The sequence below is a fragment of the Planktothrix rubescens CCAP 1459/22 genome (assembly GCA_904830895.1).
Taxonomy (GTDB): Bacteria; Cyanobacteriota; Cyanobacteriia; order Cyanobacteriales; family Microcoleaceae; genus Planktothrix; species Planktothrix agardhii.
On record LR882958.1, the window covers coordinates 134,737 to 149,344 of the forward strand.

17 protein-coding genes and 1 pseudogene are annotated in these 14,608 nt (G+C 39.5%); 5 read left to right on the plus strand and 13 right to left on the minus strand.

The window, feature by feature from the left end; genetic code table 11:
* Positions 1 to 353 precede the first annotated feature (353 nt).
* From NMG86_RS00685 to NMG86_RS00705, 5 genes are all read right to left on the minus strand, one after another.
* On the minus strand, positions 354 to 647 hold the full coding sequence (locus NMG86_RS00685; protein ID WP_026796776.1) for a TIGR03792 family protein: 294 nt from the start codon (positions 645 to 647) through the stop codon (positions 354 to 356).
* 243 nt (positions 648 to 890) lie between these two features.
* Positions 891 to 1,415 carry a DUF937 domain-containing protein gene (locus NMG86_RS00690; protein WP_026795038.1) on the minus strand — a complete coding sequence of 175 codons (525 nt, stop codon included), beginning with the start codon at positions 1,413 to 1,415 and terminating at the stop codon, positions 891 to 893.
* A 244-nt stretch (positions 1,416 to 1,659) separates the two neighbouring features.
* Positions 1,660 to 2,103, minus strand: a complete 444-nt coding sequence (locus tag NMG86_RS00695; RefSeq protein WP_026788234.1) for a hypothetical protein — start codon at positions 2,101 to 2,103, stop codon at positions 1,660 to 1,662.
* 298 nt (positions 2,104 to 2,401) lie between these two features.
* Entirely contained in the window at positions 2,402 to 2,632 is a 231-nt protein-coding gene (locus NMG86_RS00700; RefSeq protein WP_026788235.1) for a hypothetical protein, read from the minus strand.
* Between the two features lie 169 nt (positions 2,633 to 2,801).
* Complete coding sequence (locus NMG86_RS00705) at positions 2,802 to 4,979, minus strand: PP2C family protein-serine/threonine phosphatase (protein WP_026788236.1); 2,178 nt, start codon at positions 4,977 to 4,979, stop codon at positions 2,802 to 2,804.
* 271 nt (positions 4,980 to 5,250) lie between these two features.
* On the opposite strand from NMG86_RS00705, the gene NMG86_RS00710 reads away from it, so the two are divergent.
* On the plus strand, positions 5,251 to 5,511 hold the full coding sequence (locus NMG86_RS00710) for a hypothetical protein (protein ID WP_026798590.1): 261 nt from the start codon (positions 5,251 to 5,253) through the stop codon (positions 5,509 to 5,511).
* A gap of 97 nt (positions 5,512 to 5,608) precedes the next feature.
* On the opposite strand, the gene NMG86_RS00715 is transcribed toward NMG86_RS00710, so the two are convergent.
* Positions 5,609 to 5,941 (minus strand): NAD(P)H-quinone oxidoreductase subunit M, encoded by a 333-nt coding sequence (locus NMG86_RS00715; RefSeq protein WP_026788237.1) that lies wholly within the window; start codon positions 5,939 to 5,941, stop codon positions 5,609 to 5,611.
* A gap of 64 nt (positions 5,942 to 6,005) precedes the next feature.
* On the opposite strand from NMG86_RS00715, the gene NMG86_RS00720 reads away from it, so the two are divergent.
* Complete coding sequence (locus tag NMG86_RS00720; protein WP_026788238.1) at positions 6,006 to 6,818, plus strand: inositol monophosphatase family protein; 813 nt, start codon at positions 6,006 to 6,008, stop codon at positions 6,816 to 6,818.
* A 62-nt stretch (positions 6,819 to 6,880) separates the two neighbouring features.
* On the opposite strand, the gene NMG86_RS00725 is transcribed toward NMG86_RS00720, so the two are convergent.
* From NMG86_RS00725 to NMG86_RS00735, 3 genes and pseudogenes are all read right to left on the minus strand, one after another.
* Positions 6,881 to 7,513 carry a retron system putative HNH endonuclease gene (locus tag NMG86_RS00725; RefSeq protein WP_026788239.1) on the minus strand — a complete coding sequence of 211 codons (633 nt, stop codon included), beginning with the start codon at positions 7,511 to 7,513 and terminating at the stop codon, positions 6,881 to 6,883.
* Positions 7,510 to 8,775, minus strand: coding sequence for an AAA family ATPase (locus NMG86_RS00730; protein ID WP_026788240.1), 1,266 nt, complete (start codon positions 8,773 to 8,775; stop codon positions 7,510 to 7,512). The genes NMG86_RS00725 and NMG86_RS00730 overlap by 4 nt, the downstream gene beginning before the upstream one ends.
* Positions 8,776 to 9,037: 262 nt before the next feature.
* Positions 9,038 to 9,769 (minus strand): annotated as a pseudogene (locus NMG86_RS00735) (ArsA family ATPase); the annotation flags it as partial.
* Positions 9,770 to 10,016: 247 nt separating this feature from the next.
* Here NMG86_RS00735 and psaM point away from each other — a divergent pair.
* The 3 genes from psaM to NMG86_RS00750 all read left to right on the plus strand — a co-directional run bounded on the left by psaM (position 10,017) and on the right by NMG86_RS00750 (position 11,080).
* Positions 10,017 to 10,112 (plus strand): photosystem I reaction center subunit XII, encoded by a 96-nt coding sequence (gene psaM, locus NMG86_RS00740; RefSeq protein WP_026788242.1) that lies wholly within the window; start codon positions 10,017 to 10,019, stop codon positions 10,110 to 10,112.
* Positions 10,113 to 10,363: 251 nt separating this feature from the next.
* The gene (locus NMG86_RS00745) at positions 10,364 to 10,804 is read left to right on the plus strand and encodes a slr1601 family putative cell division protein (protein ID WP_026788243.1); all 441 of its coding nucleotides are present in this window, start codon (positions 10,364 to 10,366) and stop codon (positions 10,802 to 10,804) included.
* Between the two features lie 45 nt (positions 10,805 to 10,849).
* On the plus strand, positions 10,850 to 11,080 hold the full coding sequence (locus tag NMG86_RS00750) for a hypothetical protein (protein ID WP_043937861.1): 231 nt from the start codon (positions 10,850 to 10,852) through the stop codon (positions 11,078 to 11,080).
* 159 nt (positions 11,081 to 11,239) lie between these two features.
* Here the strand turns inward: NMG86_RS00750 and NMG86_RS00755 are convergent, their stop codons facing one another.
* The 4 genes from NMG86_RS00755 to NMG86_RS00770 form a co-directional block, all read right to left on the minus strand.
* The gene (locus tag NMG86_RS00755) at positions 11,240 to 11,446 is read right to left on the minus strand and encodes a hypothetical protein (RefSeq protein ID WP_026788244.1); all 207 of its coding nucleotides are present in this window, start codon (positions 11,444 to 11,446) and stop codon (positions 11,240 to 11,242) included.
* A 68-nt stretch (positions 11,447 to 11,514) separates the two neighbouring features.
* Positions 11,515 to 12,003: a GNAT family N-acetyltransferase gene (locus NMG86_RS00760; RefSeq protein WP_026788245.1), complete on the minus strand. Its 489-nt coding sequence runs from the start codon at positions 12,001 to 12,003 to the stop codon at positions 11,515 to 11,517.
* An 83-nt stretch (positions 12,004 to 12,086) separates the two neighbouring features.
* Positions 12,087 to 13,085 (minus strand): RNA polymerase sigma factor, RpoD/SigA family, encoded by a 999-nt coding sequence (locus tag NMG86_RS00765; protein WP_026788246.1) that lies wholly within the window; start codon positions 13,083 to 13,085, stop codon positions 12,087 to 12,089.
* A gap of 200 nt (positions 13,086 to 13,285) precedes the next feature.
* Positions 13,286 to 14,590 (minus strand): proton extrusion protein PcxA, encoded by a 1,305-nt coding sequence (locus tag NMG86_RS00770; RefSeq protein ID WP_043938938.1) that lies wholly within the window; start codon positions 14,588 to 14,590, stop codon positions 13,286 to 13,288.
* Between the last annotated feature and the right edge of the window lie 18 nt (positions 14,591 to 14,608).

The following is a 14,608-nucleotide window of genomic DNA, read 5'->3' on the forward strand; positions in this document are numbered from 1 at the left end:
TATTCTACTAGGGATATTGGGACACAGTGGTTAACTCCAGAATACAAAAAATTATGGCTATCCGCACTAGGAATTAAAAATTTGATGATCGGTTCGGCGAGTCCTTAACTGTTAAGATGTTTTGGGAGTACAAAATTATCTTAATTTCTGGTTTGATATTGGAGTTGTCTGAATTTTAACACCCTTAATGCCTAGATTCAATATGAAACCAAATCAAAATCCCAAATTCGATCAATTGAGATCAATTTTTAGTATTACTGCTTTTGTGGTTTTAGTCCTAGGAGTTGGGTTTTTGAGTCTGAATTTTATTTTGGCTTTATTTCATAAATTCTCATCAACAATTTAACCTGTTTTCAGTGCATAAATTTTCTGATTTGATAGGTTCGACTTTCTAAAATAGGTATTTTTAATTCTCCCATTTTTTCGTCAAGTTTTTGAATTGTTTGTTCAGGAAAGCTGGCAAGTTTTTCCTGGGATTCCCAGCGAATTACCATGACAATTTCCTGATTTTTTACATCTAACCAAACTTCTTTTCCGAGAAATCCAGGAAAATTCTTGAGTCCGGCTGTCCAAACTTCTTCATCCTTTTGAATAAATAGCTCCCATTGTTCTGTGGGAACTTTGAATTTCAACCACTCAATAACCATGATTTTTATTAAGATTAATTAAACCACAAAGACACAAAGAAGTTTTAAAAACGCTCTGCATTGCTATATAGCAACCGCCAAGGCAGTTAGGACACCAGACGGATCTTGGAACCCAGAAAGTGAAGTATTTCCCCCCTGTTCCCTCCCTGCCGTGCACGGGGGGCTAGGGGGGGCTGTTCCCTGCTATATTTTGCAGAAGTAGAGAACCAGAAACAATCTCTAATTCCCTACGCCCGATTCCTTTTAACCTTTAAAATATTGTCCCCCTAAACGCATGGCATCAGCAATATCCACATCTCCATCTCCATCCGCATCTAAAAAACTATTTAAAACCGAATTAGAAGCTGATGCAGATTGTTGTTGATTGGTTCCTGTTTTCAGCAAGTTTAATACTAAAGGAACCACCATGGGTAAAACCGATTGAATGGTTTGGGCACTAACCCCCGTATGTTGGGAAACGGTTTGAATCAATTGCTGTTGCTGAGTCGAAGAAAATAACATTTCTACCGCCTGGGGGTTAGAAGTGATTCCAGCAAATTGATTGACTAGATTTTGTACCCCATCATTTCCGATTTCGGTTTGTTTTTCTTGCAAAGAAGACCGCACGGAACTCCCCACCATTGACATCACCATTTGACTGGTTTCAGGGGCAATCCCTAATTGATTACCAAGCTGTTGAGCGGTATTCAGAATCCCTCCGATTTGGTCGGTGTTTCCTACTGTATTGGGATCATTCAAAGCTGTTAAAATTTGATCAAATAGTCCCATATTGTTAATGAACCTTTTATGCAGATGAACTACACTCTAGTTTATCCTATATCTGATCCATTGGCTTAATTAAGTCGATAAAAAGGTGAAAAAACCTTAATTGAATAGGGATAATTTGTTATAATTACTAATAAATTATCAGAAAAATAATCCAAGATAATTCAATATAGAGATGAGATGATAGAACTGCTTACTTATTTTGGTTGTCTAGCTATATTTATGAGTAACTTTGAGTAAGTTTAGATCAGTTTTTTGTTTCTGTATTTACCCCCGTTAACTCAATCAGTCTTTTCAGGGTGGTTACTTTTTCCCGATGAATGGGTGCAAACCATTCTAGGTTCATAACCATTACTTCCAGAGTATAACTATCTGGATTTAAGTAAATTCCTGCTGCCCGATTTAGATCTAGTTCCACTACCCAATATTCTATCCCATCTACCAAATGCAGTTTTCCCCGTTTTTCTAACTCTAAAAGGGCATGATCTTTAGGACTAGCCCAATTTGCATCCACCATTAACCGGGCTTGAGAAATACGATGCTCGATATTTTCCATTTTCCACTGATTGTGTTCAGCGATTCTATACAGTTGTTCTAGCTCAATCTCACCAAATTTTGTCGATAGGGGAATCGGTTTGAGTGAACCATTTGCACTGAGAAAGGTTTGAGTTGATTTGGTAGCCACAATCATGTTCGTTATTCTCACGGATAAAATATTTTAACTTGTGTTCCTATAATCTAACAATTTCTGGTAAATGTCAGTGATTGTAAAAGGGTTATGGTTGTGATGTGTCGATCTGATCTCCGTGATAACACGTAGAATCTGTTCTGACTGAATTAACATTGCCAGAGTGACATAGATCACAAACCAGGGTTAGTTGGGATAATATGGATAATGATTATTTTTTATATTAATCTTAATAAAAAAAGGTTGCAATTTGGAGAGTTAAGAAAGGCTATTACGAGTTAAAAAATTAATTATTCCATGTTTATTGTGAATTATATACCTGTTCCATAATTGCCAATTGATAGATTTCACGGGATTCCTGCTTAACTTTTCCTGACATGGCAGCCAACTGCAAATTAGCAAAGGCATGGACATCCTCAGAATCATAATGGGTAGTTTGTAGCATTCGTCTTAATTGGTTTTCCTTATGCAAGGTCAGATAGCCCGCAGCCATCACTTCTTGAACCACATCACGAACACGAATACAAGTCATAGTACATTCCTACCGTTGAAAAGTTCTGATAATACCTAGTGTCAGGGAGTTTTACAAAATTTGCCGTGATCCCAATACATTGACTCTACTGATATTTAGCATCAGAGTGGGGTGATAAGGAATAGGGTTTAATAGTGATCTTGATCAAAGTTGTCAAGATGATTGATTGCTAAGGGGTACACTGTCCTTTGTCTTGACCCACAGGGGAAAAGTTAGGGATCAGACGGCTATTGATTTCCTGTTCTGTCAACCAACCCTGGTTCCCTGCTTCTAGGGATGGGGCAACTGGGGTATTGGTCGGCGATGGTGGTGTGGCATCAACCGGAGATAACTCCCCATTAGTCGATGCTTTGGGAGTCGAACAAATTTTGACTTGCACCCAGATTCCCCCTTGAGGAGTAGACTGTTTTAGCTGAACCTGAAATACCGATCCCTGTGGAACAGTTCCCTTAACAGTGTTTTTACCAAATTCGGTGAGCAGAGTAATTCGCTTGGAATTGGCGGTTGGATTTCCCAATTGAATCAAGGATTGCAATTTTAACAGACTGGGCGCAGAGGCTTGAGGAGTCGCAATTGGAGGAATAGAAGGACTATCCGTAGGGGTGGGAGTGTCTATTAGTTGCGCTTGGGGATCATGGTTGAACACCCCTAACCCATAGAGTAATGCCCCTAGAATCCCTAATAAGACGGCAATACCCAGGGATAGGAACCAAATCTTATTCACCCCCGACTGAGCCGGTCTAGGGCGACCAATTACTGTTTCCATAGATGAATCTTCGGCATCACTGGTATCGGAAGAATCATCCCCTAAATCTTCGGTTAAAGGAACCACAGGAGGGATACAAACCTCTTTCTGGGCATCGGGATCATCCTTGGGAACTACCGTAATTAATAACAAGGCAATGGTGACGTTATCATGGCCATTTTGAGTATTGGCAATTTCAATCAGACGATCCCGAACCGTTACTAAATCCACTTCTTGACGCAAAACGGGTAAAATTTCCGCTTCCCAATATTGTTCCACCCGATCGCGATCGCTTAATCCATCAGAACATAATAAAAACACACAATCTTCATCCAGGGGAAACCGTTGTACCGTCGGATGCAGCGTCACCGATGACGTAATCCCCAGAGCTTGAATTAAAGCCCCAGAAGCCCCCTGTTGCAGAGCATCGCGATAGAGGGCGCAACCCAAACGCACCTGGCGAGAAGCCACATCATCATCCACCGTCACTTGATGACAACCACTGGAACTAATCCAATAAACCCGACTATCCCCTAAATGGGTTAAATAAACTTCATGAATATGGGCTAAAGCCATCACCAAGGTGGTTCCCATCCGTTCCCTACCTTGACGGTTTTCATCATCGTTGCGTTGACAAATCACGTCATTGGCGATGCAGATTGCCCGTTTTAATTTAGGCGTTAAGGATAATGGATCCCAATTGGCTTGATGCAGAGGCATTTTTTCCACCTCCTGACGCAGAACATCAATCGCTATCGAAGATGCTACTTCTCCGCCATCCTGCCCCCCAATTCCATCACAAACAATAGCCAAAGCGGGTTCGCTGGGAGGAACTTCGATCGGTTGATCACCATTGGGATAGCAGGCATCCTCATTATGGGAACGAGTGGGGCCAGCATCGGTTCCAGCAGCAATCTCAATCTGACGATGATAACCCCGTCCACAAATAGAAAGGGCTTGATCCAATTGTTGGATCAGTTGGGTGGAGGTGCGTAATTCCCCTGATATCATTTGATGGGTCAGTTGTCGGAGGAATTTTTGGATTTGAGGCTGTGCGGTCGGAACCCACTGTTGCCAAAAATTACCCAACTGTTTGAGGGTGGCATTATGGATATCTGGGTCTAACTGCAATAACCGAACTAATCTTCCCTGAACCATGAGCAAATGGGAATTAAGCAAACTGGAAGCGACATTTTGACGGCAAAAGGGTTGCCAAATTTGAGCGATTTGCCATAACCAATTCAGTTGGCGCATTGCCGTTGCATCGGGCCACAGAGCCGCCAGTGTGGGCATTAGGGTTTCCCCATGGTCTGCAATCGGCCCTTTTTCTAAAAGGATGATCGGTTTATTAATTCCTCCCTTAGCTGGGGAGATAATTCCATAGACCTGCGGAATGTGCAACCGATAGGCAAATAATTTTAGATAGGGAGAAATCTGATCAGAAATCTCACTGGGTATTTCCGGCAACAGTTCTGGTCGCGTATCTACTACAATTCGATTGGTTTTGACCAGGTAGCGATCTGCGATCATCGTTCCCGAAGGCTGATCTTCGATCCCCTCGCCTACCGTCCACAGATATTGTTTTGCCACAGGATTTTGCATTTGGGTTCCTCACGCCTGGCGTTGCCACTCAAAAGTGATCTTCTAAAATTAGGATGGTTTATCGTTGTTATCTACCCCATAGGTTGAGGGCGATAACACCAGAACCACAATAGATGTCCAGTCCTGTCCAATTTTGATAACTCACCCTAAAAATTAGCACCAATTGGCAATCAAGATCAGGTAATCTGAACTATTGTAGCCTTTGAGCATCACCATCTGCTTGACCATTTGTTGTTAATTTTTCTTGGCTCTGGGCAAGGATGCTTACAGCATGAGTGATTCTCCCCCTAACCCCTCCGATGACCCTAATTTATTACCTTATTTGGAAATTAATGAACGCTTGACTCAACTCAAAAAGTCTCACGGTCACTATTACCAGATGATTAATTTAGAGGTTTGGGCTTTAATTGAAACCATGGATCAGTTTTTTCCAGGTTCTTGGAATCGATTTATGAATAACCGTCAACTTTCCATGAAACAATTCTTACGGCGTCAGCGATCGCAAAAACAATCCCCAGCACCCGATGAGTAGGCTGATTTGAGGGTGATCATAAGGTTTAGGGTATATACAAACTCACCATCAAGAGTCTGTATATGGTGAGTACAGACTCTTAATGGTCATAATTTTACTAATTGCCGACTCGGGGTAATCCCATACTATAGTTTACCGCCCGACAGTCGAGGTTATAGCTAATTTCACCTTTTTGGATCAGCGATCGCACTAAATGCTCTAAATCTGATCCAATTCGACGTAAATTATATTCGGTGAGGTCTTCGCCACTGAAAGCCTCGACTAAATCATCAAATTTGCGATAGACTTTTTGCACAGCCTGATCATTCCAGTTAAATTCGTTATCGGGATCAATATCCAAGGTCAATACTTGTTCATTGTCCACTAACTCCTCATCTTTAATTTCCGCCGTATAAATATGAATATGGCGAGTTGTTGATTTCAGCAGCATAAGCGGTTTAACTGAATAGATTTTATCTGGATTGTTTTTTATTTTGCCATTACTTTAGGAAATAATGACTAATTTTTGGGATCAAATTTTTGACTTTGCACTTACCACGGCCACCGACGTTGGACAACAGTTAATCCTCGATTTTGGCACAGTCCAAGCCTCGGAAAAAGCCGATGGTAGTTTAGTTACCCAGTCTGATCAGTGGGCTGATCAGGAAATTCGCACGCGCATTGCTGATACTTTTCCTGATCATGGGGTGATTAGTGAAGAAGCTGAACATATTTTTCCCAATACGGACTGGTGTTGGGTGATTGATCCTTTAGATGGTACAACTAATTTTGCCAGAGGTATTCCAATTTGGGGGATTTCTCTAGGATTACTTTATCAAGGTACTCCGGTATTTGGTTTGATTCATTTACCGCCTCTACATCAAACTTTTCATGGGTTTTGGTATGGTGCATCGGGATTAACTGGCCCAGAAGGAGCTTTTTTAAATGGTAAACCCATTCATGCTAGTTCTGATACCTTGAGTTCTAATCACTTTTTTAACCTCTGTTCTCGAAGTATTGCGATCGCTCCCCAAATTCCTTGTAAAATTCGGATGTTAGGCATGGCGGCTTATAATTTCCTCACGGTTGCCTTCGGTGCAACATTAGGGGGAGTGGAAGCTACTCCTAAAATTTGGGATATCGCCGGAAGTTGGGTCATTGTTAAAGCGGCGGGTGCGGTTTGGTGTCCTCTCTCTCCCGAACCCTTTCCCTTAGAAGTGAGTCGAGATTATGGTACTCAATCCTATCCTACATTAGTTGTCAGTCAGGCTGAATTATTATCGGTATTTCAACCATTTGTTAATGATTTTATCAACAACAAAACCTAAAATTAGGGTGCGTAAGCGATCGCTTATGCACCTTATAAACATTAAAAATAGATAATTTTTTATTATAATTTGATCCCAAAATTTACTTTTAAATAGTATAAAATTGCTACACAAAACTGTTTATAATGTTTCTCGTCGTCTAATTGACTACATAATTGAGCCTCTTTTTGAGCTTCTTCGTCAGTCATTTCTTCTAATAGAAGGAATTCTTCACTTCGCCTTTGTTTAAGATCATAGTGATTCAGGTTAAGGATCTCAATTGTTTCTTTTGCTTTCTCTTGTAATTCTAAATTATTAGTAGGAATAATTTCACCCTCTCCAGTATATCTAAAATACTCTTCACAGTTAGTTTGTAGGGGTGAGACGGGAATCGGATGATTTTCCCTTTGATTACCACAATGTTTAGGCCAATGTTGAGAACTACCACAGGAGGCTAACAGATTAGAGTAGGTTACAGATAATTCTGCATCGGTTTTACTTTGAGGTGAAAAATGCTCAATATGGCTAGTTTCTTTCTCTATCTTCTGACAACAGTAACAGCAAATATATCCTTGTTCACTAAGTAAAGCCGAATGTACTAATCTCTTTTCTGGATTTTGAAAACTTTCATAATTATAGTTAATACCAGTAGACTTTTGTTGCTGTTTCCAGTCTTTGAATTCTTGCGGTTCTTCCGATTTTTTAATATGTTTCATGATTTTAGAATTTCTTTGCGTCGAATTAAGCCATCAGCCCTAACAAATTTAGGATCTTCTTCTCCCAATTTATCTCGCAGTTGTTGAAGTGATCTTTTGGCTTCTTCCAATTGATCACTATCAATAAGGCGAAATAGTTTCAGAAAATCTTGTTGAATCTCAACGGGACGTTCTGAAGAATCCATCAAGGTTTCCAGAATTCGGTTACTATCTTTGCCATAGGATCTTAACCGTTCCACAATTATATCATTAGGTGTAACACACAATAAATGAACCCAGTCAACATGACTAATTACTAAAGGTGAATGAGTTGTAACAATAAACTGGCAATTAGGAAAGGTTTGGGTTAAAGCAGGAATAATCTTTTGTTGCCATTTCGGGTGAAGATGAAGCTCTATTTCATCAATAAGAATCACCCCTTCTCCCTCTAAAGGTTCTGATAAATTAGGATTAGCGATCGCTAAACGCCTTGCTAAATCACCGACCACAGCTAACAAACATTTTTCTCCATCAGAAAGTTGATTAATAATCAGTTCCTTTCCATTTTTATCTAATGTCATGCGTAATGGTGAGTCCTGCACTCGTAAGTTAGAAAACTCATTCATAAAAAAAACTTCATAAGATTTTCTGACTGCTTTTAATTGAGGATCTCGATAACTTTGATCATGATTAAACTTGCGTTCATTTTCCAAATCTCCCCGATGTTGAAACCATTCAAAAAAGCGTCTAAAATCAATTTTTCCTCCGGTTAAATCTTCTTCGTCGGTTTCAATTTGTGCCAAATAAGGTTTATTTTCCATTTTTAAAGAAATATCAAGAACAGCCCGATTTGTCGGATAGTAGACAACTACAGGTAATGATAAATTCTCCCCCTTTACTGAACTGTGAATTTTATCAATGATTTGTTTTAGCTCTACATCTACAACAAATGAATCATCAATATAAAGAACTCTACTATATTCCTTCTTAACACCAAAAACAGACCACTCAACTCCCTGTGAATTACAGAAATCCACAGTAATAGTATTCTGAGTTCGTACCTCGTAATTTTTAATATCAGTTTCTTGAAAAGAACGTCCTGAACTTTGGGGGTTTTGAATTCGTGCTGTAAACCAGGATAACAGAATTGATAAACATTCAAGAATACTCGACTTTCCAGAACCATTAGTCCCAATCAAAACAGTAGGTGAATCTGTTTCAAAATGTAGCTCTAAATTCTTAATGCCTCTAAAAGAATCGATTTGCAATTTGGTGATTTTCATAATTCATCATTTTTTATTAATTATATTATATAGCGCTACGCGCTCTTAAGCTGTTACGCATTTAAACTTGATAACCTAGCGAGCGAGGACGCTCGCACTACAAGGGTTTTACGATTTCCGAATCACCAATTTAGGTGCTTAACAGCTTAGAACAGGGAACACCTTAACAGGGAACAGTAGGTTATGACTCTTGTTACAAGGTTTAGTATTGTCAAACACCTTAATTGGTAGTGCTATATCCTAGAAACCCGGTTTCTGAAATTTACACCTTCACCCCATTGGCAAACTTAATTTTCAAATAATCATCTTCCATTTTTGCCCCAGAAGGTTGCAACATAGCTAACGCTTGAGGCAACACTAAATTCCGACGATGATTACCAATTCTAATATTCAATTCATCCCCGGTTTTATTCAATTGAACTTGTTCTTTAGGAATACCAGGTAAATACAATTCTAGCGTATATTCATTATTGTCTACCACCACTCTAAGTGTATTTTCTTTATAGTAAACTTGACTGGGATCTTCATCCTTATATAGCACTTCTTTTAATCTTTCCAATGCTTCAAACCCACACAACTCCTCAGAAAATAACGGCACTCCCTTAACAGGTAAGGGGATAAAATTATCATGGATTTCTTGACAATATTGTTTTTGATTATCTTTCCATTTTTTGAAAAAAGGATCGGTAACTTCTTCAGGAATAATCCGATTAGAAATAACTAAATCCGTAGAAACATTATACAAACTTAAATAGGCATGGGTGCGTCCATGACTTCTTTATCAGGTAAAGAAAACCCGGTCAAAGGTCTAAAAATCGGTTCAAATAGAGGACGTAAAGCCACCGACATTCCTTGTAACGGTTTGTAAAATTTTCTCATATACCAGCCACCCACCCACTTCGGGTAAACTTAACAGTCTCAACGCGGTTCCCGTTGGGGCTGAATCAATAATTAAAACGTCAAAATCGACTTCATCATAATAATGGCGCTTCAATGTATTGCGATCGCTCCCCAAATTCCTTGTAAAATTCGGATGTTAGGCATGGTGGCTTATAATTTCCTCACGGTCGCCTAATGTAATCCTTGGTGCTATAACTGGACTCTTCAGAAATCCCCTTGTCTTCAGAATGGGGAAGCTTAACCTTCCCTTTTCAACTTTTTGTTACGATCCCTTCCCAAAATGCCCAAATTAGTTGACATTAGTTAACGATTATCTCAATTTATGAAGGAGCTATTCAACAATGGCATTAACAGATACTCAGGTGTACATTGCCCTGGTTGTTGCCTTGATCCCCGGAATTTTGGCCTTCCGTTTGGCGACCGAACTGTATAAATAGAAACTTTCAAACTTATTAGTGAAAATTCACTGATAACGGGTCAATTTATAAATCTGTCTCGACAAAAACAAACCAAATAGCAGACAATTAACCCCAAATGGGATATAATATTGTGTGTTAACTCGGTAACGGTGTCGGGACAGTTTTTTTTGGAATCCGCATCGGATGTTAATTCTTAACCCGTTTTGGGGAAAGCTAGAACCCTCTCCTGCTGTTGGTGTTCCGTTGGTTGTGACGTTAGTAAAAAGATCATGTCTGCGATTCGACCTGTTCCCCAAATTATTCCATCTATTTCCCCTTCTCGCCGTCCCCGTGCGCGTCGAGCCGCCAAACGACGAACAATTCATAACCCGGGTCTACTTACGATTGAAACGACCATCAAGTTAGGTGTTAATCTAATTTTATCTGCTTTTGCCCTCTCTGCATTAATTCAGATTTTGCCCCAACATCGTTCGGCTTCAGAAAAACTTCAGGATATTCGGGCTGAGGTGAAAATGACAGAAGAAAGAGTAATCAAAGAAAGGGAAGAATTTACTCGCTATTTTGATCCCCAGCAAACTAAAAGTATTATGCAGGAACAGGGGAATCTGATTGATCCCACTCAAAAGCCGATTATTTTCTTAGAAAAACGTCCAAGCACCATCGCAGAATCAACGGAGGAACCAACAACCACTTACGCAGGTTTAGAATAGAACCTAGAAAAACTTTGTGCGGTGAAAATAGGGAGAATCAGATTTATGGAACGTTCAAAAATTGTTGCGTATATTACGGGTGGGATTTCAATTATTTTGGCGTTGGCTTATTTATTACTTGTCTCTGTATTAGATTTCCGAGGTGAAATGTTACCCGCACCCGTAAGTCAAATTCCATCGACTGTATTAGTTGAAAATATAGCAGGGAATCTAAGTGTCAACTTCCAAGCTGTTATAGCAACCGCCAAGGCAGTTAGGACACCAGACGGATACTAGAACCCAGACGGTGAAGTATTTCCCCCTGTTCCCTGCGCGGCCTGTTCCGGCGTTCCCTCCCCCCCTAGCCCTGCGTGCACGGGGGGTTTGGGGGGCTGTTCCGGTGTTCCGGTGTTCCCTATTCCCGGTTCCCTGTTCCCTTATTTGTCCCACTTTAACTTAGTTTAATTTTAAAGCACTCACAGGGACATCATCCCAAGATTCAACGCTTCTTAGTACAGCAACCCAACCTTCTTGTTTTTGGGTTTCGGTTAGGTCTTTTTGAAAGGATTCATGACAGTCTTGAGCTTGCTTTTCATCGGAACAAGCAATACAAGAGTAAACAATTCCCATCGGATCAAGTTGTTCATTTACCCAAATTATCATTGTAAATCTTCTTCTCACCCCATATTAGTAAATTGCTTTCATTTTATATTAAATTGGGAAGAATTTGCCTATTTATTTTTTCCATATTGTGTTAAGGATTCTCCCGTTAAACGACAAATCCGCCAGTCGGGTAAAATTTTAGCTCCTATTTTTTGATAAAAATTAATAGCGGGTTGATTCCAGTCTAAAACCGACCATTCTAAACGTCCATAGCCTCTGGATACTGCTAATTCTGCTAGATAGGTAATTAAGGCTTTCCCAATACCTTGACGACGATATTCAGGGAGTACGAATAAATCTTCTAAATACATTCCAGGTTGGGTTAAAAAGGTAGAATAATTATTGAAAAATAGAGCGAAACCCACGGCTTTCCCTTCAATTTCAGCTAAGATAGCTTCCGCATAACAAGGAGAACCAAATAAATGTTGTTTTAATGTTTCCGCATTTCCTGTTACCTCATGGGATAATTTTTCATATTCGGCTAAGGCTTGAATTAACTCAAATAAAACAGAAATATCCTCAATAGTTGCGGGTCGTAAAGTTGCGGATTTAGACATATAAATATTGAAGGTTTGACAATGACAAGAGAACGATTCTCTTGCTCATTATTGTACCACAATTTTAATCAATAATCAATTGATTATCTGATCCAACCTTTTAAGCGTTCAGCAACATTAGGACGGCGTAATTTTCGCATGGCTCGGGCTTGAATTTGTCGAACTCGTTCCCGGGATAAATTATAGACTCCACTGACTTCTTCTAAGGTGTAAGGAACGCCTGTAACTAATCCAAAACGCAGGGCTAAAACATCTTTTTCCCGTTCAGTTAAAACCGTTCCTAAAACCTCTAATAAATCCTGTCGCATCATCATTTCATTCATTTGAGCTTCAGGGGTTTGGGTTTCTTGATCTTCTAAAATATCCATTAATTCCGAGGTTTCTTCAGAACCAATTCGATGATTTAAAGATAGGGATTTACGGTGAACTTGTTCGAGTAAAATCACTTGTTCGGGGGTAATTCCCATCGCCTCCGCTAGTTCTGCTTGGGTGGGCTTTCGATGGAGCGATTGCTTTAAATCTCGATAGGTTAACTTCATTTTATTCAACTGTTCAACAATATGAACAGGTAAGCGAATTGTTCTCCCTTGATTAGCAATTGTGCGGGTAATTCCTTGACGAATCCACCAATAGGCGTAGGTCGAGAATTTATAGCCTTTATCGGGATCAAATTTTTCGGTGGCGCGGTTGAGTCCCAAGGCTCCTTCTTGAATTAAATCTAATAATGGAACTCCTCGATTAATATAACGTTTAGCAATAGATACGACTAACCGTAAATTAGAACTAATCATCCGGTTTTTTGCAGCATTTCCTGATTGTAAACGATGTTTTAGTTCTGTTTCAGTTACTCCCACTAAAGTTGCGAGTTCTGGGGGAGTAGGTAAACGTCCTAATTCCAGGGTAAGTTGAGTTTGTTGGGCTTCGATTTTAACTAAACTTTGAATATGACGAGCGAGTTCGATTTCTTCATCGGGTTTGAGTAAAGGATAACGCGCCATCCGTTTAAACAGTGCGGCGATGGCGTCATCTCCAGATGCAGTCGCTTCTATAATCGGGAAAAATGTGGCATTCTGTGGATTCATTGTATCCTCCAGGTTAAGATTCGCCATGACAGAATGGTTTTGACGATCTAGAATTTGAGCAGTCTACTTTTAGTTTTCCCCATCCTTAAAATCTTGAGTCCGATTTAAAGATCAGGAAATACTATCCATCACTACTTGATGCTGGTTCTATTATAGAAGACTTGTTGAAAAGACAGGGAAATCCTTGGTATGGTTATAATTTACTCATTCATATTTCTTAATGTTGCTACCGCAGAAGGGGAAATTCGACTGAGGTAACGGAAAATCCAATATTTCATAATGGTATCCAAAATCACGGGAAAAGTGGCAATGAACAAAAAGATAAAGCTACGATTCGGCGCAATTCCAAGGTGATTAGAAAATCCCTCTAATAGAACTTCCCAACCATGGGGAGAGTGAAAACCGACAAAGATATCCGTGAGTAAAATAATAATAAATGCCTTAGCACTATCACTCAAATCATACATGACCGTATCGAGCAAGGATTTTAAGGAGGCTAACCCTTGGCGATTGAAAATAATTACTAACGCAAAGGCAATTAATCCCACGAAATCCGCAAAAATATTACTAATCGCTTCACTGCTTCTGTGATTAAAGTCTTGGGCAATTTCCTCGGCTTTTTCTGCCATTTTCTTTTCAACTTCTTCGGCTTCAATAGCGGGAGTTTTGTAAAGTAAACTGCTCATTTGCAGTTCTTCTTGATATGATTTTAACTCATGAAGGGCTTCTTCTTTCATTTCTGGGTTAAGAAATAAAGCCACTTGATGGGTTTGTCGATAGTGTTCTACTAGGGGAATAAAGACAAAGTTTTTAGATAGTTGTTGTGATAAAAGGGGAATTAAAATAAGCAGCAATAGGAAATTAATCGCTGATTTTGTTTTTTTTCGGGATGCTCGGTAACTATTCATTAACCGTTCTTCGGAGCCATCATCTAATTCCGTTTGGATCTTTTGGAACGTGCGTCCAATCGAACGGGGTAAAGCCCCACTTTTTTTTCCTTTAAACATTTCTTCAGAGGCTTGAACTTCTACAAAATCCAGAGGGGATAAACCCGATGGGTCATTAGATTTTCCGTTGTTTAGTTTGTTTTCAGATGTAAACCGAGAGTCATCAGATGATAAGGGGAAACCGGAAGAATCATATTGATATTTATCAACAACTTCATCAATAAATCTTAATTTATCAATAAATTCTATGTTTCCCGAATTGTCTAAACTCCGGGTTAGTTTAAATTCATTTAGTTTGAATTTAATCGTGTTTAAATGCCGCTCAACATCCCTGATAAAGCACTCTAAAACACTGGGACTATATTGGGGTGCGTCTTCGGAAACTTTTCGACCCCCAAAACGCTGATCTTCTATGGTTTTTATCGCTAAAGCAGCTTGATAGGCTTGTTCTAACGCCCGTTCTGGGGTTTTATGAAACCATTGATTACTGGATTTAAACACATTCGAGAATCGAGTGCCTAAACTACCTTTTTGAACTTTGATAATAGAATTACTCATCTGGATGGTGTTGGCTAG

Coding starts and splice junctions, on each gene's coding strand:
- NMG86_RS00695 (WP_026788234.1), bottom strand. CDS start 2,103: ATGATTGTGGCTACCAAATCAACTCAAACCTTTCTCAGTGCAAATGGT.
- NMG86_RS00755 (WP_026788244.1), bottom strand. CDS start 11,446: ATGATAATTTGGGTAAATGAACAACTTGATCCGATGGGAATTGTTTAC.
- NMG86_RS00690 (WP_026795038.1), bottom strand. CDS start 1,415: ATGGGACTATTTGATCAAATTTTAACAGCTTTGAATGATCCCAATACA.
- NMG86_RS00765 (WP_026788246.1), bottom strand. CDS start 13,085: ATGAATCCACAGAATGCCACATTTTTCCCGATTATAGAAGCGACTGCA.
- NMG86_RS00760 (WP_026788245.1), bottom strand. CDS start 12,003: ATGTCTAAATCCGCAACTTTACGACCCGCAACTATTGAGGATATTTCT.
- NMG86_RS00705 (WP_026788236.1), bottom strand. CDS start 4,979: ATGCAAAATCCTGTGGCAAAACAATATCTGTGGACGGTAGGCGAGGGG.
- NMG86_RS00700 (WP_026788235.1), bottom strand. CDS start 2,632: ATGACTTGTATTCGTGTTCGTGATGTGGTTCAAGAAGTGATGGCTGCG.
- NMG86_RS00710 (WP_026798590.1), top strand. CDS start 5,251: ATGAGTGATTCTCCCCCTAACCCCTCCGATGACCCTAATTTATTACCT.
- NMG86_RS00750 (WP_043937861.1), top strand. CDS start 10,850: ATGGAACGTTCAAAAATTGTTGCGTATATTACGGGTGGGATTTCAATT.
- psaM (WP_026788242.1), top strand. CDS start 10,017: ATGGCATTAACAGATACTCAGGTGTACATTGCCCTGGTTGTTGCCTTG.
- NMG86_RS00715 (WP_026788237.1), bottom strand. CDS start 5,941: ATGCTGCTGAAATCAACAACTCGCCATATTCATATTTATACGGCGGAA.
- NMG86_RS00720 (WP_026788238.1), top strand. CDS start 6,006: ATGACTAATTTTTGGGATCAAATTTTTGACTTTGCACTTACCACGGCC.
- NMG86_RS00730 (WP_026788240.1), bottom strand. CDS start 8,775: ATGAAAATCACCAAATTGCAAATCGATTCTTTTAGAGGCATTAAGAAT.
- NMG86_RS00685 (WP_026796776.1), bottom strand. CDS start 647: ATGGTTATTGAGTGGTTGAAATTCAAAGTTCCCACAGAACAATGGGAG.
- NMG86_RS00770 (WP_043938938.1), bottom strand. CDS start 14,590: ATGAGTAATTCTATTATCAAAGTTCAAAAAGGTAGTTTAGGCACTCGA.
- NMG86_RS00745 (WP_026788243.1), top strand. CDS start 10,364: ATGTCTGCGATTCGACCTGTTCCCCAAATTATTCCATCTATTTCCCCT.
- NMG86_RS00725 (WP_026788239.1), bottom strand. CDS start 7,513: ATGAAACATATTAAAAAATCGGAAGAACCGCAAGAATTCAAAGACTGG.